Origin of the sequence: Streptomyces sp. NPDC050625 (genome assembly GCF_040654755.1) — a bacterium.
Taxonomy (GTDB): domain Bacteria; phylum Actinomycetota; class Actinomycetes; order Streptomycetales; family Streptomycetaceae; genus Streptomyces.
In genome coordinates this window covers 28503-48215 of record NZ_JBFAIQ010000031.1, presented here as the reverse complement: position 1 = coordinate 48215, position 19713 = coordinate 28503, and the positions used below count along the sequence as shown (strand labels likewise).

14 protein-coding genes and 5 pseudogenes are annotated in these 19713 nt (G+C 69.7%); 11 read left to right on the top strand and 8 right to left on the bottom strand.

Features of this window, described 5'->3' with window-relative positions:
* Positions 1-14 precede the first annotated feature (14 nt).
* The 4 genes from AB0I54_RS39685 (at position 15) to AB0I54_RS39670 (ending at position 6827) form a co-directional block, all read left to right on the top strand.
* Positions 15-848, top strand: a complete 834-nt coding sequence (locus AB0I54_RS39685; protein WP_363301176.1) for an ABC transporter permease — start codon at positions 15-17, stop codon at positions 846-848.
* 40 nt (positions 849-888) lie between these two features.
* Positions 889-2994 (top strand): hydantoinase/oxoprolinase family protein, encoded by a 2106-nt coding sequence (locus AB0I54_RS39680; RefSeq protein WP_363301175.1) that lies wholly within the window; start codon positions 889-891, stop codon positions 2992-2994.
* Positions 2995-2997: 3 nt separating this feature from the next.
* On the top strand, positions 2998-5268 hold the full coding sequence (locus AB0I54_RS39675; RefSeq protein ID WP_363301174.1) for a hydantoinase B/oxoprolinase family protein: 2271 nt from the start codon (positions 2998-3000) through the stop codon (positions 5266-5268).
* A 539-nt stretch (positions 5269-5807) separates the two neighbouring features.
* Positions 5808-6827 carry a glycoside hydrolase family 9 protein gene (locus AB0I54_RS39670; RefSeq protein WP_363301173.1) on the top strand — a complete coding sequence of 340 codons (1020 nt, stop codon included), beginning with the start codon at positions 5808-5810 and terminating at the stop codon, positions 6825-6827.
* Here AB0I54_RS39670 and AB0I54_RS39665 read toward each other — a convergent pair.
* Entirely contained in the window at positions 6790-7035 is a 246-nt protein-coding gene (locus AB0I54_RS39665; protein WP_363301172.1) for a DUF2283 domain-containing protein, read from the bottom strand. The genes AB0I54_RS39670 and AB0I54_RS39665 overlap by 38 nt on opposite strands.
* Positions 7036-7103: 68 nt before the next feature.
* Positions 7104-7193 (bottom strand): annotated as a pseudogene (locus tag AB0I54_RS39660) (IS5/IS1182 family transposase); the annotation flags it as partial.
* 157 nt (positions 7194-7350) lie between these two features.
* Between AB0I54_RS39660 and AB0I54_RS39655 the strand changes: the two are divergent.
* On the top strand, positions 7351-9315 hold the full coding sequence (locus AB0I54_RS39655) for a glycoside hydrolase family 9 protein (RefSeq protein WP_363301171.1): 1965 nt from the start codon (positions 7351-7353) through the stop codon (positions 9313-9315).
* Between the two features lie 81 nt (positions 9316-9396).
* On the opposite strand, the pseudogene AB0I54_RS39650 reads toward AB0I54_RS39655, so the two are convergent.
* From AB0I54_RS39650 to AB0I54_RS39635, 4 genes and pseudogenes are all read right to left on the bottom strand, one after another.
* Positions 9397-9504 (bottom strand): annotated as a pseudogene (locus AB0I54_RS39650) (sugar ABC transporter permease); the annotation flags it as partial.
* Positions 9505-9689: 185 nt separating this feature from the next.
* Entirely contained in the window at positions 9690-10940 is a 1251-nt protein-coding gene (locus tag AB0I54_RS39645; RefSeq protein WP_363301170.1) for a HAMP domain-containing sensor histidine kinase, read from the bottom strand.
* Positions 10941-11041: 101 nt separating this feature from the next.
* Positions 11042-11707 (bottom strand): response regulator transcription factor, encoded by a 666-nt coding sequence (locus AB0I54_RS39640; RefSeq protein WP_363301169.1) that lies wholly within the window; start codon positions 11705-11707, stop codon positions 11042-11044.
* Positions 11708-11799: 92 nt separating this feature from the next.
* Positions 11800-12303 (bottom strand): annotated as a pseudogene (locus tag AB0I54_RS39635) (SIS domain-containing protein); the annotation flags it as partial.
* A gap of 311 nt (positions 12304-12614) precedes the next feature.
* Between AB0I54_RS39635 and AB0I54_RS39630 the strand changes: the two are divergent.
* From AB0I54_RS39630 to AB0I54_RS39615, 4 genes and pseudogenes are all read left to right on the top strand, one after another.
* A pseudogene (locus AB0I54_RS39630) lies at positions 12615-13259 on the top strand (site-specific integrase); the annotation flags it as partial.
* A 327-nt stretch (positions 13260-13586) separates the two neighbouring features.
* The gene (locus AB0I54_RS39625) at positions 13587-14714 is read left to right on the top strand and encodes an FtsX-like permease family protein (protein ID WP_363301168.1); all 1128 of its coding nucleotides are present in this window, start codon (positions 13587-13589) and stop codon (positions 14712-14714) included.
* Positions 14711-15427: an ABC transporter ATP-binding protein gene (locus AB0I54_RS39620; RefSeq protein WP_363301167.1), complete on the top strand. Its 717-nt coding sequence runs from the start codon at positions 14711-14713 to the stop codon at positions 15425-15427. The genes AB0I54_RS39625 and AB0I54_RS39620 overlap by 4 nt, the downstream gene beginning before the upstream one ends.
* A gap of 61 nt (positions 15428-15488) precedes the next feature.
* Positions 15489-16100 carry a TetR/AcrR family transcriptional regulator gene (locus AB0I54_RS39615; protein WP_363301166.1) on the top strand — a complete coding sequence of 204 codons (612 nt, stop codon included), beginning with the start codon at positions 15489-15491 and terminating at the stop codon, positions 16098-16100.
* A gap of 99 nt (positions 16101-16199) precedes the next feature.
* On the opposite strand, the pseudogene AB0I54_RS39610 reads toward AB0I54_RS39615, so the two are convergent.
* A pseudogene (locus AB0I54_RS39610) lies at positions 16200-16587 on the bottom strand (Tn3 family transposase); the annotation flags it as partial.
* Between the two features lie 375 nt (positions 16588-16962).
* On the opposite strand from AB0I54_RS39610, the gene AB0I54_RS39605 reads away from it, so the two are divergent.
* Positions 16963-17421 (top strand): MarR family transcriptional regulator, encoded by a 459-nt coding sequence (locus AB0I54_RS39605; RefSeq protein ID WP_363301165.1) that lies wholly within the window; start codon positions 16963-16965, stop codon positions 17419-17421.
* A 296-nt stretch (positions 17422-17717) separates the two neighbouring features.
* Here AB0I54_RS39605 and AB0I54_RS39600 read toward each other — a convergent pair whose 3' ends face one another.
* Positions 17718-18278, bottom strand: a complete 561-nt coding sequence (locus AB0I54_RS39600; RefSeq protein WP_363301164.1) for an aldehyde dehydrogenase family protein — start codon at positions 18276-18278, stop codon at positions 17718-17720.
* Between the two features lie 175 nt (positions 18279-18453).
* Here AB0I54_RS39600 and AB0I54_RS39595 point away from each other — a divergent pair, with 175 nt between their 5' ends.
* Positions 18454-19713 carry an SLC13 family permease gene (locus tag AB0I54_RS39595; protein ID WP_363301163.1) on the top strand — a complete coding sequence of 420 codons (1260 nt, stop codon included), beginning with the start codon at positions 18454-18456 and terminating at the stop codon, positions 19711-19713.

Sequence of the window (19713 nt, the reverse complement as noted above, 5' to 3'; positions counted from 1 at the left end):
GCGACACCGTGACCATGACCACCGACAGACTGGCCGCGCCGCCCGCCGGCCCCGCCGAGAAGAAGAAGGACCCGGCACGTCCCCGCCGCATGGTGTCGAAGGCCTTCGTCTACACCGCCCGCGTGGTCCTCTGCGTCGGCTTCCTGGCCCTGTGGGAGACCGCGTCCCGCCGTGGCTGGGTCGACCCGAACCTCTTCGGACGGCCGAGCGGCGTCTGGCGGGCCGTCGTGGACTACCTGCCGTCCGACCGCAGCCTGGACTCGCTGAGGACCTCCGGCGCCGCGGTCGCCGTCTCCTTCGTGATCGGATCGGTGACCGGCACGGCCGCCGGCCTGATCCTGGGACTGAGCCCCACGCTCAACGCGATCGTCGGCCCCTTCCTGGCGCCGGTCAACAGCATCCCGCGCATCGCCCTGGCCCCGCTGTTCATCGCCTGGTTCGGGCTGACCATGACGGCCAAGGTGGTGCTCGCGGTGAGCATCGTCTTCTTCATCCTCGCCGAGAACGCCCGCTCCGCGGTGCGGTCCGTGGACGCCGACCTCATGACCATGGCCAGGGTGGTCGGGCTGAAACGCTCCTCGCTCCTGCTCAAGGTCGTGCTGCCGTCGGCCGTGCCGACCATGATGGCGGGCCTCCGGCTGACGTTCACCTACGCCCTGCTCGGCGTCGTGGCCTCGGAGATGGTCGCTGCGACCGGCGGCATCGGCCAGGACATCGTCCTGTACTCGTCGTCGTACCAGATCAACACCGTGTTCGCGATCCTCGTCGAGCTCATGGTGATCGCCGTCGTCATGAACTGGCTGTTCACCCTGCTCGAACGGTGGCTGCTGCGATGGCAGCAGACCTGATCCGTTCCGAACCGACCGATCCGACCTCAGGGAGATGCGTATGCGCATCGGAGTTGACATCGGAGGCACGTTCACCGACCTCGTCCTGGAGGACGAGACAGGACACCGGCGCACCTGGAAGGCGCCGAGCACACCACCCGACTTCGGCGCGGGCGTCCTCGCCGCCCTCGACCTCGCCGCCGCCGACCTGGGCCGCGACCGGGCCGAACTGCTCGGCGAGACCGGCCACTTCGTCCACGGCACGACCGTCACCACCAACGTGGTGCTCACCCGTACCGGCGAGCGGGTCGGACTGATCACCACGCGCGGCTTCGCCGACACCTACCCACTGGCCCGGCAGTACCGCGGGCAGGAACAGGACCCGTCCAAGGTCACCCACCCGGTCCCGCTCATCGGGGCGAGCGACACCGTCGAGGTGAGCGAACGGGTCGACTACGCGGGCCGGGTGGCCGCCCCGCTCAACGAGGACGACCTCAGACAGGGCGTCTCGCGCCTGCTCGGCCAGGGTGTCCGCGCGTTCGCCGTGTGCTTCCTGTGGTCGTTCCGCAACGCCGACCACGAACGCCGCGCCAAAGAGCTGATCCTGGAGATGGCACCGGACGCCTATGTGTCGATCTCCGCCGAGTCCTGCCCCGTGCTCGGCGAGTACGAGCGCACCAGCACCACCGCCATCAACGCCTACGCCGGACCCGCCCTCAAGCGCTACGCCGAGCGGCTCGACGAGGACCTGCGGGACGGCGGCCTCAGCCGGCCGATCCTGCTGATGAAGTCCGACGGCGGCGCGGCCAGTATCGCGAGCGCCGTCACGGCCGCCGCCCAGACGGTGTACTCGGGCCCCGCCGCCGGCGTCGTCGCCGCCCACCACCTCGGTGAGCGCCTGGGCGAGGAGAACCTCATCACCTTCGACATGGGCGGCACCAGCACCGACGTCGCTCTTGTCCACGAGGGCCGGATCCAGACCACCTCGCTGCAACGGCTCGACCGGCAGGCGCTGGCCATCCCGATGATCGACGTCACGTCCGTCGGCGCGGGCGGCGGCTCCCTGGGCTGGGTGGGAGTGGACGGCACCCTGCGCACCGGTCCGCACAGCGCGGGCGCCGTCCCCGGCCCGGCGTGCTACGGCAAGGGCGGCACCGACGCCTCGGTGACGGACGCCAACGTGGTGCTGGGCCTGATCGACCCCGGCTACTTCCTCGGCGGGCAGGTCCCGCTCGACGCCGACTCCGCACGACGGGCGGTCGGCGGACTCGGCGAGCGGGCCGGGCTGTCCACCACCGCCACGGCACACGGCATGTTCCGGGTGGTCAACTCGGTCATGGCCGACGCCATCCGGCTGCGCACCGTCTTCGCCGGCCTCGACCCGCGCACCTTCACGCTGGTGTCCTTCGGCGGCGCGGGCGGCCTGCACTGCGCCGCCGTCGCCGCCGAACTGGGCATCCGCAAGGTGATCGTGCCCACCATGGCGTCGGTGTTCTCCGCGGCCGGCCTGATCAGCAGCGACCTGGTCTACAGCTACACCAAGACCGCCACCACGCAGGTGGCCGCGGGCGGCATCCTGACCGACGACGCGCTCAAGGACGTCAACGGCATCCTCGCCGAACTCGACGCACGCGCCCGCGCCGACCTGGCGCAGCACGACGTCCCGGAGGAGGACCGCGTCCTGCGCTACGGCCTGGAGATGTCGTACCTGGGACAGATCCTCAACTTCCAGGTCGACGCCCCGGCCAGGTCACTCGGGCACGAGGACATCGCCGCGCTGGTGGCCGACTTCGACGAGCGCTACCGGGCGGTGTACGGGCCGGGCGCCGCCTCGCCCGAGAACGGCTACACCCTCAAGAACTACAGCGTCACCGGCATCGGCCGGATCCACCGCCCCTCCGTCGGCGCCCCGTCGCCCGACCCGGCCGACGCGGCCGGTTTCGTCCCCAAGGGCACGCGCGCCGCCGCCGCTGACCTGGAGAGCGCCGAGCTGACGGAGATACAGGTCTACGACGGCCGGGCGTCCCGGCCCGGTGCCCGGGCCGACGGGCCGGCGCTGATCGAGTACCCCGACACCAACGTCCTGGTTCCGAACGGATTCACCGCCGCCGTCGACGTGCACGGCAACGTCGTGCTCGAACAGGTCCGGCACGAGCGGGAGGACTGACCCATGACGATCTCCACCGGCGACACCACCACGAGCGAGCGCGACACCGCCCAGGACTGGGACCCGGTCCTGTCGCAGATCATCTACAACTACGAACTCACCCTGAACCGCGAGATGGGCCGCGCCGTCGTCAACCTCTCCGGCTCCCCGCTGTTCGTCGGCGCCTCCGACTTCGCCTGCGGCTGTCTCGACGCCGAGGGCAACATCCTCACCAGCATCGCCTGGTCGCTCCAGATGGGCTACGCGGTCTCCAACACCGTGCGGGCCACGCTGCGGCGCTACGGGGACGACATTCACCCCGGCGACATGATCTTCTGCAACGACCCCTACGGAGGCGGCGGGCTGCACTCCTCCGACGTGGTCGTGGTCGCGCCCGTCTTCACCGACGGTGAGCTGTCCGCCTGGGTGGGGGTGTCCGCCCATGTCACGGACGTCGGCGGCGCGGTCCCCGGCGGCTTCTCGGTGGAGCCGATGGAGTGCTTCGGGGAGAACATCCGCTTCACTCCCGTCAAGTTCTACGAGCGGGGGGTGTACCGAGGCGACCTCGTGGACGCGTTCCTGACCAATGTGCGGCTGCCCGAGCGGACGGGGATCGACCTCAAGGCCCTGATGGGGGCCACCTGGATCGGGCGCGAGCGGATGGAGTCGCTGTTCGCCCAGCACGGCGCCGAACGGGTGCGTGCCGTCCACGCCGGCCAGATCCAGCAGTCGGACAAGGCGATGCGCGAGCGACTGGCCGCGCTGCCGGACGGCGTCTACGAAGGCGCCGCGCACATGGAACACGACGGCGCCGAGGACCGGATCTACACGATCCGGATGCGGGTGGTGAAGGAGGGGGAGCACATCACCTTCGACTACACCGGCACCGACCCGCAGGCGCCCGGCATCCTCAACAGCGCCGAGGTCGGTTCCACCGGCAACGTGGTGGCCGCCCTCGCCACCGTGCTGGCCCCGGACATCCCCTTCAACGAGGGGCTGATGCACCCGGTGAGCATCGAGTCGCCGCGCGGGACCCTGGTCAACGCCATCAAGCCGGCCCCGATCTCCGGAGCGACGATCTACGGCGCCTGGTTCGGCACCGACGCCGTCCTCGAGGCCCTCAACTACATGATCGCCGGACACCAGGAGCACCAGCAGCGGCGCACCGGTCCGTGGGGCAGCTGGACCTTCGCCTGGCTGCACTGCACCAACCAGTACGGCGAGCCCTGGTTCTTCAACGTGTTCACCGCGGGCTCCGGCGGTGCGTCGGCGATGCCGTTCCGCGACGGAGAACCGGCGATGATGGGCGTGCAGACCGTGGGCTCCTTCACCGCCAACATCGAGGACTACGAGCTGCAGAGCCCGGTGCTGTTCCTGCAGCGGGCGTTCGCCCCGGACACGGGAGGCGCCGGGCGGTACCGGGGCGGCCTGGCGCTGGAGTCGCTGTGCGTGCCGTGGGACACCGCCAAGTGGGACACGGTCGTCTTCCACAACCGGCTGAGCACCCCGTCGTCGGCGGTGTCCGGAGGCCAGTCCGGCGCCGGGTCCTCCCTGCGCTTCGCCCGCGGCATCATGGACGACGTCCGCGCCCGCTGGCGCCATGGCGATCCGCTGCCGATACGCGAGTACGCGGAGTCGGCCGAGCGCACCCCGACCCGGGCCAAGGGCCTGGTCGTCGAGGCCGACGACGGCTACTACATGCGCGCCACGGGAGGCCCTGGCTACGGAGATCCCCTCGACCGACCCGTCGACGAGGTCGCGGAAGACCTGCGCCGCGGCTTCGTCTCGCCGAGGACCGCGAGGGACGCTTACGGCGCGGTCCTCACCCCCGACGGCAGCCCGGACCCTGAGGCCACGGCACGCCACCGGGCACAACTGCGCCAGGAGCGCGCCGCCCTGCCACGCACGAGCGAGGCACTGTCCGACCTCCGTCATACGCAGCCGCCCGCTCCCGCCGGCTCGGCGGACCGCACCGGCACCCAGACGCTCGGCGAGCACCTGGAACTGACCACGGCCGGGTATCAGTGCCGCGACTGCGCCCACACCTTCTGTGACCCCCGGGACAACTGGAAGTGGCACGCTGCGTTCCGTCAGGCCACGATCAGCCCGGCCGCGCTGCAAAGCCCCATTCGAGAGCGCGACGACCTGAACTACCGGCAGTACTTCTGCCCCGGCTGCGGGGTCCAGGTGGAGACGGAGGTGGCCCTGCCCGACGAGCCGCCGAGGTGGAACTTCCGCCCCCTGTCGGTGTGGCGCGCCCAGCGGAACACGGGCAGCAACGTTCCCCAGCCGTGACCTCGCCCCCCGGACACTCCTCATAGTGATACGAACGCGAAGGCCTCGACTTCTTACGGAAGAGCCCCTCGCTGCGTTGTCGCGGGTGATCGTGACGCCCAGGGCTTCGTAGAGGGTCCGTTGTCGTCGAGGCCGACGGCTCGAATGCGCTGCGCGACGTCTGCGGCGACAGGCGGGCCGGCTGGCTTGGCACCACGACCGCGCCTTGCCATTCCCCGGACGCGGGAACCCGTGCTGACGCGTCGTCCGGAGGGCAGGGGTGCACCGGACGCCCCGAGGAGGCGCTCGACCCGCTGGACCGTGCCTCCGCGGACCTGGGTGCGTATCCGGTGGGCAACCCGGTCGTCCGCCGTCCGCGCCAGGATCCACTACGAGCGCGGGCTGTCTCTCGCCGGCCTGGGGCGGCCCGCGGAGGCACTGCGAGAGCCGGCGGAAGCGATCGGCCCGCCCGAGGAGGAGGCCGACGTGGGCACGGCCATGCTGCGGGCGGAAGTCCTCATCGCTGAGGGAACTGCCACATTGCGCTCGGCCGTCCCGACATGGCGGCCGAGCGCCTGGTCAAGCACCGGCCGCTGCTGCGCGCGGCGGCGCCGGGCGGGAAGATCAGCCCCAATCTGGCGGGCAAGGTGGCCGCGGCGCTCGCGCTGGCCGCGCAGAGCGCCTTCGCCGACAGCAACACCACACTGGCCCACGAGTACCTGGACAAGGCGGCGGACGTCTACAACCACGCCGACCTCGAGCACACCGGCGACCTGTTCACCGTCTATCCCAAGACCTACTACCCGGAGAAGAGCTGGGCCGACGACCTGGAGTTCGCCGCCACCGAGATGGCCGTGGCGGCGCAGCAACTCGGCGACAGCCGGGCCGGCGAGTGGAAGGGATCCGCGGCCGGCTGGGCCAGGGCCTACCTCGACTCCACCGACAAGATGCCCCTGGGCATCGGTGATGTCAGCGCCCTGGCGCACTACGACCTGCTCACCCTGCTCAACGGATCGAGCCTCAACGGCGTCAGCCCGGCGAACCTCACCGACGACCTGCGCCGCCAGCTCGACCAGGGCGTCACCCGCGCCAACGCCGACCCCTTCCGGGCGGGCTCTGTCTACACCGACTTCGACGCCGTGCCGACGACCTTCGGCCTGATCGCTACGGCCCGGCTGTACTCCAGGGCGACGGGTGACCACAGTTACGACGTCTTCGCCACGCAGCAGCGCGGCTGGGTGTTGGGCGCCAACTCCTGGGGCACTTCCTTTGTGATCGGTGCGGGCCAGGTCTTCCCCCACTGCCCGGTGCACGCCGTCGCCAACCTGTCCGGGAGCCTCACCGGAACGGGCATCATCCTGCGCGGTGCGGGCGTCAACGGCCCCAACTCGGTCGCGAAGCCGGCTCAGGCCTTCGCCCTGTTACCGTCGGCTGATCAGCGCCGCCGGTCTCCAAGACCCGGTAGCGGTCCTGGAGATCGGCCTTCGTTTCCAACCTGCGGCAGGGCGCCGCGAGGAGTCGCGACTGCCTTGCCCGACTGCTTCATGTGCCCTCGGTGTCCAGGCGTTCGGCCGACTTGAGCAGGTAATCGGGCAGTTTTGAACTGGCCGCCAAGACCTCAATGCCGATGAGGCGGCCCTGCTCGTCGAAGTCGAGGTTGATCATGCCGTCGACATCCACCGGATCGCAGGGATACATGTGCGCGGAGTTCACGCGGGCCTGGGGCTCGGTGAAGTACACGTACGCTGCGTTCACGGACTTGTCGTAGGTGACTCTGACCTCTGCCACAGTGAGCTGGCTCCCTTGGTGTGATTGATGTCGGTACTTCCTTGTCCATGCTGCGGGTCTCGTCGACCTCATGCTGACGCTGTGAGCTGCAACGCCGAGACTGCCTTGACGATGTGGGTGATGCGGGTGGTGCTGCAACGGAGTTTGCGCAGGAGGCGCCGGCCCTTGGAGTGCAGCCGCTCGCTACCGGTCGACACCTATGCGCCCGAGACTTCCCCGCCAGACGTTCCGGCACTGGGACGCCTCCTTGTCCGTGGCAGGGGGCATCGGGATGACCTCACGATTCCCTCATCCAGTCACTGCCAGTCTTGCGGCATGTTCCAGCCCCGCCATCGCGCAATCAGCACGACCGCGGCCGTCATCGCCGCTACCGCTCTCGCCGTCTCCTGCACGCCGCACTCCTCGTCCGAGGCGAAGCCGGCCTCCGGAGCGCCCACCGCCGTTGTCCGCGTGGACCAGGTCGGCTACGGGCCCGGCGAGACCAAGCATGCCTACCTGATGACCTCCCGTTCCTCCGCCCGGGCGCCCTTCCGCGTGCTCGACGCCTCCGGCAAGCGGGTGTTGTCCGGCACCGCCGGCCCCTCTCCCCGCAGGTGGAACGGCACCTACAAGTCCGTCTACGTCCTGGACCTGTCGCGCCTCGCGGCACCGGGGGAGTACCGGGTGGAGGTGACCGGCCCGGTCACCGCGATCTCCCCCAAGTTCCGTGTGGCGCCGGTCAGTGAACTGTTCGGCAGGGTGATCGAGGACAACGTCCGCTTCTTCACCGCTCAGCGCGACGGAGCCGACGTCGACGCCGGCGTACTGCGCCGCAAGCCGTCGCACCTGGCCGACCGCCGGGCCACCGTGTACGACACCCCCCACTACGACGAGGACGCACAGCGTCTGCTCTCGCCCCTCAAGCCTGTGAAGCGTGCCGTCGACGTCTCCGGCGGCTGGTTCGACGCCGGAGACTTCCTGAAGTTCACCCACACCGCTTCCTTCTCCGCCGCGAGCCTCCTCCTCGCGCAGCGCAACAGCCCCGTCGGAGAGGAGAAGCTGTCCACTGAGGCCCGCCATGGCCTGGAGTGGCTGGACAAGATGTGGAACGCCTCGTCCCGTACGCTCTACGCCCAGGTCGGGATCGGCATGGGCGACACCGAGGACGGCACCGGCAAGGTCCGCTCCGATCACGACATATGGAGGCTGCCGGAGGCGGACGACAAGATGGACGTCAAGCCCGGCGATCCCGACTACACGATCAAACACCGGCCGGTCTTCCGCGCGGCCCCTCCGGGGAAGCCCCTCAGCCCCAACCTCGCGGGGCGTGTCGCAGCAGTCTTCGCGCTCGCCGCACAACTGGATGCCGAGGACGATCCGGATCAGGCTCGCGAGGAACTGGAAAAGGCCGCTCAGATCTACGAGCTCGCCGACACGTCCCCGAAGGGCCAGCTGGTCACCGCCTTCCCGCACGGCTTCTACCCCGAGTCCTCCTGGGCGGACGACATGGAGTTCGGTGCCGCCGAACTCGCTCTGGCCGGCACGGCCCTGGGTGACGACCGGGCCTCGCAGTGGTCACGGCAGGCCGGCCACTGGGCCACGAAGTACCTGGCGTCGGACAGTCGCGGCACCCTGGAACTGTCCGACGTCAGTGCCCTGGCACACGCCGACCTCATCAAACTGATCGACGCCGGCGGGCCGGGCGGCGAAGCAGGCCGCGGCCGGCTCGTAGCCGACCTCAAGAGGCAACTCGACGACGGCAAGGCACGTGCGGCACACGACCCCTTCCGGGCAGGAGCGGTATACACGGACTTCGACTCCGTACCCCACGCCTTCGGCCTGGTCGCCACCGCGCAGCTGTACCGCCAGGCCAGCGGCGACTCCCGTTACGACAGCTTCGCCACCCAGCAGCGGAACTGGGCGCTGGGTGCCAACGCCTGGGGATCGTCCTTCGTCATCGGGGCAGGCTCCACCTTCCCGCACTGTCCGGAGCACCAGTCCGCCAACTTGGCCGGCAGCCTCACCGGCAAGGGCGACATCCTCACCGGCGGCGTCGTCAATGGCCCCAACGCGGTCGGCAAGCTCAAGGAACTCAACTCCTTCCCGGCCATGCGCAGGTGCCCGGCCCACAAGCGTGACCCCTTCTCCGTCTTCGACGGCCACGGCGCCGGCTACCGGGACCATGTCGGTGCCTGGCAGACCGTCGAACCTGCCGACGACTTCACGGCCGCCGCACTGCTGGCCTTCAGCCTCACCGCAAGCCCCAAGACCACTGCTTCCAGCGACGGTGACGTGGCTTGAACAGCCGGGGACTGTCCGTCCCCAGGACCCGTCACTGCAAACGGTCCCCCAGACCGCCGCCACCGCGCGGATCCACCACCGATCTGTGAGGCCGAGGACGTGTTTGACGGGTCCGAAGTTCGGGGCGAAGAGGAACAGCCGCACCGTCGAGCCAGTGACCACCGAAGTCGCCCAAGTGCCTGGCGCGGCAGGTGGTCGGTTCGCCGACTGGCGTCATCCGACGAAGGCGAACGCGCAGAACAGGGGAGGAGTCGATCCGGGACCAGGCAGGTGACGCAGGGACGAACCTGGTGCCGGACGACAGCGCAGGAAGCTGCGATCACGCCCGTATCGTTCCCGCCCGGCACATCGGCCGTGTTCTCGCTTCCTCCGGATCAAGCAGACTCACTATCAATGCGTCCACCGCTCAACGGGGCCCCAACAGTCGGTTCCAGTGGGACGACCAGTTCGGCAACGGCTCCACCGCCGCTCGCTTCGCTGATGCGTGCCGTGCCGCCGTGCAGGTCGGCCACCCACCGCACGATCGCCAGCCCGATGCCCGTACCCCCTCTCGGTCCGGTCGTCCGCCGGTCGAAGACCCGCTCGCGCCCGGACGTGGGAACTCCCGGACCGTGGTCCCGGACGACGACCCTGCCGTCGGCGACCGACACATCGATCCGGGCCGCCCGCTCCTTTGGAGCGACTCCGTGCTTGAGGGCGTTGTCGATCAGATTGCGCACCGCCTGAGCCAGCAGCTCGGGGTCGCCGTACACGATGGTGGGCTCAGTGCGCACTCTCAACACAGCAGCGGAGGTGGGCAGTTCGTCGACCACCGTCTCGACCACCTGGTCGAGACGGAGCGCTGTCCGCTCGACCTCCTGCGTGCCGATCTGTACCCGCGCACGCGTCAGCAGGCCTGCGACCAGCCGCCCCATCTGGTCGACCAGCCGCGTCGCGTCGCCCAGCGCCGCAGGAGCCTCCTCTCGTGACCGCGCACCGCTCTCCATGACCAGCCTGAGCGTGGCCAGCGGGGTACGCAGCTCGTGCGCTGCCTCGGACAGGAACTGTTCCTGCTGGTCCAGTGCGCGCAGCGCGGGACGCATGCTGCGGCCCGACAGGAGATGGCCGGCTCCGCCCGCCGCAAGCACGAGGCCCAGTCCGCCCAGGAACAGCCACCGCTCCAGGCGTTCGTGATCGCGTTTCTCCGCCGCTGGGTCTCCGGCGGCCAGGACGACCGCGCCGACACGGTCGTCGTCCCACACAGGTGCTGCGGCAAGCCGGACCGGCCGGCCATCGGCGGCCGTGGCGTTTTCGACGACGGTTTCCTGGTCATGCCGGGCCCGGCTGCCGGCGACGCTCAGCCCAGCCAGTTTCGGCAGGAGGGCGGAGCGGTGGGAGAAACGCTGCTGCGCACGGCCGGAGGTGTCCCATTCCACTACGGCAACAGCAGCCGGTCCCTGGGCCAGTTCGTCCTCGTGCAGTGGCTCCAAGTGCAGTACGCCCTGGTCGTAGTAGACCGCGCGGGCCAGGCCCGTGGCCCGCCGGTCGAGATTTCCGTCGAGGGCCTGGCCGCGCGACCGCGCATCGATCTGCACTGCGACAGCTGCTAGAGCGGCGAGGCACAGGGCGGTCGTGAGCGTGAACAACGCCGTCAGCATCCACCTCAACCGCCGCAGGCGCGCCACCGCGGGCCTGCCGGTGCCTCCTGCCGAACCGCTGCCCCGGCCGCTCGTTTTCCGCCGCCGGATCACGGGGTGCCGTCTATCACGAATCCCACACCCCGCACGGTGCCGATCACCGCGGGTGCACCGAGCTTGCGGCGCAGTTGCGAGACCACCACGTCCACCACGTTCGACATCGGCTCCGCCATCTCGTCCCAGCAGCAATCGATCAGGTCGGCACGGGGGACCACCTGCCCGGCCCGGGCCACGAGCAGTTCGAGAACCGCGAACTCCTTGGCGGTGAGCGTCAGCAGCACCCCCGCGCGGCGTACCCGGCGCCGGGCCATGTCCACTTCCAGGTCACCGACCTCGACGACAGGCGGGCGCGGTGGTTCGGCACGGCGGCACAGTGCGCCGACCCGCGCGGCCAGCTCCGCGAAGGCGAAGGGCTTGACCATGTAGTCGTCCGCGCCCTCGTCGAACCCCGCCACACGCTCCACCACTTCGCCCATCGCCGTGAGCATCAGCACGGGAACCCGTCTTCCGGACCTTCGCAGGCTCCGCACCAGAGCCAGCCCGTCGCCGTCGGGGAGTCCCCGGTCCACCACCAGGCAGTCGTAATTGCTGACGGCCAGCTTGACATCAGCGTCCGCCAGCCGGTCCGCGAGATCCACGGCGAACCCGGTCGACCGCAGCCGTGATGCCACGACGCGACCGAGCTCCTGATCGTCCTCCACCACCAGCACGCGCATGCCTCGGAGGGTAGAGACCACACGAATGCGGTGTCACTGTGGCGAGCGTCTCCGCCAGCCGGACACACTCACGGTGGCGAAGCGACATGCGGGGTCTTCGTCGCGGGCAGCGCCTTCTCCGGTCCCGCCAGCACGTCCAGGTGGTACTCGGACACCTCCGCGAGCGGTGACTTGGCGTTGTTCGTGACGGCCAGTGTGATCGCGCCCGCCTTGCGAGCGGCCTCGGTGGACGCCACCAGATCGGGTGATCCGCCGGACTGGCTGACCATGATCGCCAGGCAGCCCGCGAGGTCGGGTTCGGCCCCGTACGCCGTCGTCGTGGACATCGACGTCAACCCAGCGGGCTTGCCGAGCAGCACCTCGATCAGATACTTCGCGTACAGCGCGGCATGGTCCGAGGTGCCCCGTGCGGTGAGCAGGAAGAACCGCGGGCGTCGGGCCGCGATAGCGGTCGCGACCTCGTGAATCGCCGGAGCCCCCTGGTCGAGGATCCGTTGAAGCACCGCGGGCTGCTCCGCCATCTCCGCAGCCATGACCTGGCCGGGCGCCGGGGTACCGCTTCCAGCGGCTGAGTGAGTCGGACTGTTGGCGGTCATGCTGGGAGCCTCCAAGCATCGGGTTCCGGCTGCGCGGCCGTCAGCGTTCGGCCCCCCTTGCCGTCTATTGTTAGGAAAGTTTCCTATCTACTTCTGAACGTATGGCCGAGGAAGAGGGTGTGTCAATGGCGTGGGGCTTCGTCTGGCGCGGAACCGTTGCTGATCGGGGGTTGAGGAACATCGGAGCGGAAACTCTGGACTTGTTCCACGGATAACACCCCAATATCTGCAGTAACTTGATCCGCCACCTGCGGTGACGTTCTCTGGGCGCTGAGCGAAGCGGCCCTGTTGTCCGCGGCAAGGTGAAAACGGTGCCCACGCTCGTCCAGTTGCCGACCGGGAAGGCGTTGACCGCCCGGACGGCGGACGACCTGCTCCTCGACTCGCTCGGCAACCCGAACGCCATCCGGAACTACGGGATCGCCGTCGGGAAGACCACCGAGCGCCTCGGCGAGGCCCGGTCGCTCGCCTCAGTGGAAAACGCCGAGATCGGCGAGGCGCTGGAGCTGCTGCGAGGCCGCTCGGCGACGAACACCTGGAACGCCCACCGCGGAGCGGCGCTGTCCTGGCTCGGTTGATCGCCCGGCGCGAGGTTCACCTGCCGGAGCAGGCTGTGGCGGATGCTGTACGAGACGTCGGGGCGGGCGGAGAAGATCCTGGGCGTGAACATCGAGGAGCCGGACTTCGCCGGGCGCCGCTGCCCGGTGAAGGCGAAGGGTGCCCGGACCAAGGCCCGCCGCCGGGGCCGGGTCCGCGAGGACTACGTGCTGGAGACCGTGTACTGGGACGCCGGCACCGCCCGGCTCCTGCCGCGGCTGCTGCGTGGCCGCACCCGCGGACCGGTGTTCGTCACCCACCGCAAGCCCGGCCCCGGCAAGGTCGTCAGCCCGCGCGACGTCTGCCCGGACACCGGGTTCGCCAGGCTCTCGTACGGGCAGGCCCGCGCCATGGGCGACGCCGATCATGTCGCTGACCGCGTCCTCGACGAAGAGCTTGGTCCGCCCGTCCAGGTCGTACGCGGTGAACGCCGCGGCGAGGGGCGTTGAGGTCTCCCGGTCGGGAGCCATGCGGCGGGCGAGCGCAGCTGCACGCTCCGGATCGGTCAGGCGCCCGCGGACGCGATGCAGTGCGCCTTGACTGCCCGCTCCATCTCGCCCACAACGTGCCGACAGGCGTGTCGGTAACATCCGATAGGATGCCGACACTTGAGTCGTCAACTTTAAGTAAAGAGCTGACGTGCTCAGTCGGCGTGCCCTCATCACCTTCATCGCTCGGAGAGTTCCGTGTTCCTCGCCCTACGCGATCTGCGCTTCGCCCGCGGTCGCTTCGCCCTGATGGGCGCGGTGGTCGCGCTCATCGCCGTGCTCGGCGTCCTGCTGTCCGGACTCGCCTCCGGTCTGGCGGATGCCGGTATATCCGGTCTGCGCGCGCTGCCCGTGACCCATATGGCCTTCGACGAGAAGGCGACCAGCGAACAGTTCTCCCGCTCGACCGTGGAGGAGGCGGACTGGCAGGCGTGGTCCAAGGCCCCGGGGGTGGAGCGCGCGGAGCCGTTCGGGAACACCCTGACCAACGCCCAGGTCACCCAGGGCGCCAAGAAGGGCGAGCAGGTCAACCTCGCCGTCTTCGGCATGGCACCGGACTCCTCCCTGGCCCCGATCCCCAGCGAGGGTGAGGGCCTGAAAGAGGGCGGTGCGGGCATCGTGATCACTCGGGAGATCGCCGATCTGGGCGTGCGGGTCGGGGATGTCCTGACCGCGGACAGGAGCGAGGTGCGGCTGAAGGTCGTGGGCCTGGTCGACGAGACCGTCTCCTACGGCCACATCGGCGTCGTCTACGCCGACCTCGACACCTGGCGGCACCTGCACTACGGCCTGCCGGGGGACCTGCCAGAGGCCGCACGCCGGCAGGCCACAGCCGTCGCCCTGACCCTGAAGCCGGGCGCCGACATCGCCGCCGTGGAGAAGGCGACCGCCACCCGTGCCGAGACCAAGGAGACCACCTTCGACGCGTCCCCCGGCTACGCGGCCGAGTCGAGCACCATGGCCCTGATCAAGGGTTTCCTGTACGCCATCTCCGCCCTGGTCGTCGGCGCGTTCTTCACCGTCTGGACGGTACAGCGCAAGGCCGAGATCGCCCTGCTGAAGGCGCTCGGCGCCCCCACCGGATACATCTTGCGCGACGCGCTCGCCCAGGTCGTCGCCGTGCTCGTCGGCGCCACGGTCGTCGGCACCGCGGTCGGCCTGGCCCTGGGGAGCGCGATGATCGGCAAGGCCCCCTTCTCCCTCTCCGCCCCGGCCATCGCCACCTCCTCCGGCCTCCTCGTCGCCCTCGGGACCGTGGGCGCCGTCGTCGCCGTCCGCCGCATCACCGCCGTCGACCCCCTGACCGCTCTGGGAGCCACCCGATGACCACATCCGTCACCGACCACCAGGACGCCCCGGACGCCGCGGGCTCCGACGGACTGCGACTGGACGACGTCACCCTCACCCTGGGGGACGGCGACGCCGCCGTCACCGCCCTCGACCACGTCAGCCTGTGCGTCGCCCCCGGCGAGTTCGTCGCCGTCGTCGGCCCCTCCGGGTCCGGCAAGTCCAGCCTCCTCGCCGTCGCCGGCGGCCTCCAGCGCCCCACCTCCGGCACCGTTCGGATCGCCGGCACCGAGCTGACCGCCCTGTCGGACAAGCAGCGCACCGCGACTCGGCGTCGCCACATCGGCTTCGTCTTCCAGCAGTCGAACCTGCTGGCCTCCCTCACCGTCCTGGAACAGCTCCTGCTGCCCCTGCACATCGACGGACGCCTCGACGCCGCGGCCCGCGCCCGGGCCGCCGAACTCATCGAGGCGGTCGGACTCACCCACCGCACCGCCTCCCGACCGCACCAGCTGTCCGGAGGTGAGCGCCAGCGCGCGGGCCTGGCCCGGGCCCTGATGACCTCCCCCGCCGTCCTGCTCGTGGACGAACCCACCTCGGCGCTGGACCGGGTCCGCTCCGCCGAGGCGGTACGACTGATCGCCGAGCAGACCCATGAACGCGGAACGGCCACGGTCATGGTCACTCACGACACGGCGATAATGGATGCTGCCGACCGGGTGTACGAGATGGTCGACGGCCGCCTGTCCTGACCGGCGCCGCAGACCGGAACCTCACTCCCGGCCCCGTCCGCCACCCAGGAGTCCGCCCCGTATGCCGAAGATCAACGCCTCCACCGTCGCCGAGCACCGCGCCCAGCAACGCGAGGCGCTGATCGAGGCAGCGATCGACATCCTGGTCAACGAGGGCGCCGCCGCCGTCACGCCGGCGGCGGTCGGCGCCCGCGCGGGCCTGGCCCGCTCCAGCGTGTACCAGTACTTCGACTCCTCTGCGGCCCTCTTGGGTACGATCACGGAGGAAGCCTTCCGGCGCTCCAACGAGGCGCTCGCCCGCGCCCTGGCCACCGCAAACGGCCCGTTGGAACGCGTCGAGGCGTTCTTCAGGGAAAGTCTCCGCCTCGGTGCCGAAGGCGCACACCGGCCCGCCGCCGCCCTCATGAACGCCGGCCTTCATCCCGCCTGCCAACAACGGCTGACGGAACTCCACTTGGAACAGGTCGAACCGTTCCGCGCCGCCGTCCGGCAGCTCGGTGCTCCCGAGCCCGCGCTCACGGCCGACCTGATCGCCGGAATGCTGCACACGGCCCTCGCCGCCGTCGAACACGGCACACCCCTCGACACGGTCACGGAACGCGCTCTCGCACTCGTGCGCCGCTGCCTCACCCCGACCGGCAGCACGGTTCACGGATCGGGAGAAGGGAACTGAAGCCCTCGTACCGCCGAAAGCACCTCGGCCGACCGCAGCCTTGCCGACTGTGGCAGCCCGGCACACCTCCGTCGGCGCCCACTCGTCGTCGGCGGCGTTCTAGCCCCGCAGGGGCCGCAGGCCGCCGGAAAGGTCGGGGAACTGGAAGGAGTACCGGCCCAGCGTGTTGACGTGGTACGGCACGAACGGGGGAGAGGCGGACGACGTCCTCGTCACGGACCTCGTGGCCGTCGGCACGAAGCCGTGCGACAGAGGCGTCCATGTACCGGGTGTTGAAGAGGACCAGGGCGTTGAGGAAGAAGCCGAGGGCACCGATCTGGTCCTCCATGCCGTCCTGGTAACGCTGATACAGCTGCCCTGAGCGGCCGTGGAAGATCTTCCGGGCAAGCGCGTGCCGGCCCTCTTGGAGGTTGGCCTGCACCTTGATCTGCCTTCGGTAGCCGCGCTCGTCGGCCAGGCGCAGGATGTGCAGGGTCTCGGCGATCCGAGGAAACGATGAGGTGGGTGAGGAACAGGTCGGCCGGGATGGCGAGTTTGACGGCGGCCAGTGCCTCCTCCCTGTAGGCGGCGGATTATCCGGCACTTTGTGGCCGCGAGTTTCCCCACTGGCTGCCGGTTACCTCACCGGACGGGGCCGGGCTCGTGGGTGAGGTTGCAGCACACGCCACACTGGCAGGTTGGGTCGTAGGACAGTGACGACAGCTTCGAAGAAGTCGACATGCTCGGACGACGGCGGTGGCGAAGGCGTGGGTGGTGTATCAAGTTGTGTACAACTAGATCGTGCTATACATGATCGCACACGATGGAAATGGTAGAGTGTCAGGGCCGTTTCCATCGACCACGCTGAGGCAAGGATCAGCCCATGGATCACGTAGCCCGCAACCATGCAGGCCAGGGCTCACTTCTGCTGGAGGACCAGCTCTGCTTCGTCCTCTACGCGGCCTCCCGGGCGGTCACCGCTTGCTACCGGCCGCTGCTTGACGTACTCGGCCTGACCTACCCGCAATATCTGGTCATGCTCGTCCTGTGGGAGCAGGACGCCGTATCCGTACGGGACTTGGGCAGCGCTCTCCAGCTGGAATCCAGCACCCTCTCGCCTCTGCTCAAGCGCCTTGAGGCCAGCGGCCTGATCATCCGCGAACGTCGTTCAGACGATGAACGCTCCGTTGCTATCCGCCTCACCGACGCCGGCGCAGATCTGCGAGAAAAGGCCCGCACCGTCCCCCTCGCCATTGGTGACGCCATGGGCCTCACGCCCCATCAGCACGCCACAGCCAAGGAACTGCTCCGCCTGATCACTGCGAATGTCAACCACAGGTGATCCGGACAGGCGCAGTCACGCTACTGACGACACGGTCGTGGTAGCGCAAGCGCGGCTTCACCTATGCGACCGAATACTGCCCTGCGCCGGTCGCGGGACACTGAACCTGTCCCTGGCTGCCGTCGAGCCGGACGCGATACGGGTACGAAACCACACCACCTTCCTGGTCGGCGTGACACGGGCTCCGCAGGCGTTGGAGAGCACCTTCATCATCAGCAGTCCCCGGCCGCTTTCGGCCAAGGGGCCGGCTGGACGTGCCACGGGCAACTCGGTGCTGCCGTCGCCGACCTCGTAGATCAGGTCGCGTATGTGCGTGAGGGAGAGCCGGAGCCACGGACACGTATCTCATCCTCAGCAGGTTCGTGTTCGATGGCTGTCTGACGGCAGGGATGCGTGCCCGGAGTCGGGGGTTCCGGGCACGCATCCTTGTGGCCGCGCTGGGGCACCGCCGGGGAGGCGCGGTTGTCAGTGCAGCGTGATCCAGATGGTCTTGAGCTGGGTGTACTGCTCGAAGGCTTCGAGGCCGTTGTCGCGGCCGCCGAATCCGGAGGTCTTGTAGCCGCCGTGTAGCCGCCGAAGGGGGTGCCGATGTCGCCTTCGCTGTATCCGTTGACGGCGACCGTGCCGGCCCGGACGCCACGGGCCGGCTTGAGGGCCTGGTCGATGTCGCGGGACCAGACGGTTGCCGCGAGTCCGTAGTCGGTGTCGTTGGCGATGCCGAGGGCTTCTTCGTCGGTGTCGAACGGCAGCACCGCCACGACCGGGCCGAAGATCTCCTCGCGGGCCACCGCCATGGCGGGGGTGACGTTGTCGATGACCGTGGGTGCGACGAACCAGCCACCGGAGTCCTGATGCATCTCCGTGCCTTGGCGCTGTGCCGGGCCTGTGCCGAGCGAGCGGCACGACAGGACAGCACTGTGGCGGGACAACTGGACGGTGCGGCGGTTGCGGTGGAGCTGAAGCGCACGGCGTGACCAGAAGCTGAATACAGGTAAAGCACCGGCAGCTGCCGGGGTCGGAGAGGATAGCGTGGTGAGTACTGCGTGGGCGGAGGCTCTCTCCGCCGTTCTTCTTGTGGTCGTGCTGGCGTGCGCGGTCATCCGCCCGTTCGGCTGGCCGGAGGCCGTCGTTGCCGTCCCGGCCGCCGGTGTCGTCATCGCCACCAGGGCCATCTCGCTGGACCACGCGGCCGCCGAGGCCGCCCGGCTGGGTCCGGTGATCGGCTTCCTGGCGGCCGTGCTGGTGCTGGCCCAACTGTGCGACGACGAGGGCCTGTTCCACGCGTGCGGGGCGTGGATGGCCCGAACCGCGGCCGGGCGGCCCCGACGCCTGCTGGTGCAGGTGTTCGCCCTCGCCTCGTTGATCACCGCGGTGCTCAGCCTGGACGCCACCATCGTGCTGCTGACCCCGGTGGTGTTCGCCACCGCCGCCCGCCTAGGGGCCCGGTCCCGGCCGCACGTGTACGCCTGTACCCACCTGTCGAACACCGCGTCACTGCTGCTGCCGGTATCCAACCTGACCAACCTGCTGGCGTTCGCGGCCAGCGGGCTGAGCTTCACCCGGTTCGCCGCCCTGATGACCCTGCCCTGGCTCGTGGCCATCGGGGTCGAGTACGTCGTGTTCCGCCGGTTCTTCGCCACGGACCTGGACGCCGGCGCCACGGCCCCGGCCACCGCCCAGCCACGCGAGGTGCCGGTGTTCGCCCTGGCCACCGTGGCGTGCACGCTGGCAGGCTTCGTGGTCACCTCCGCGGTCGGGATCAATCCCGCCTGGGCGGCGTTCGCGGGCGCCGCCGTGCTCGCGGTCCGCGCCCTGGCCCAGCGCCGCACCACCCCCGCCGCCATCCTGCGCGCCGGCGCGGTGCCGTTCCTCGCCTTCGTCCTGGCCCTGGGCATCGTGGTCCGGGCCGTCGTCGACAACGGCCTCGATACCGCCCTGGGCCACCTGATCCCCGACGGCACCGGCCTTGCCGCGCTGCTGGGCATCGCGGCGCTGGCCGCCGTGCTGGCGAACGTGATCAACAACCTGCCCGCGGTGCTGGTGCTGCTTCCGCTCACCGTACCGTCGGGGCCGGGCGCGGTCCTGGCGGTGCTGCTCGGGGTGAACATCGGCCCGAACCTGACCTACGCCGGATCGCTGGCCACCCTGCTGTGGCGGCGCATCGTGCACGCCCACAACGCCGAGGTGGAGCTGAAGGAGTTCACCCGGCTCGGCCTGTATGCCGTACCGGCGAGCCTGGGCGCCGCGGTGCTGGCACTGTGGGTCTCACTGACCGCGCTCCGAGGAGGCTGA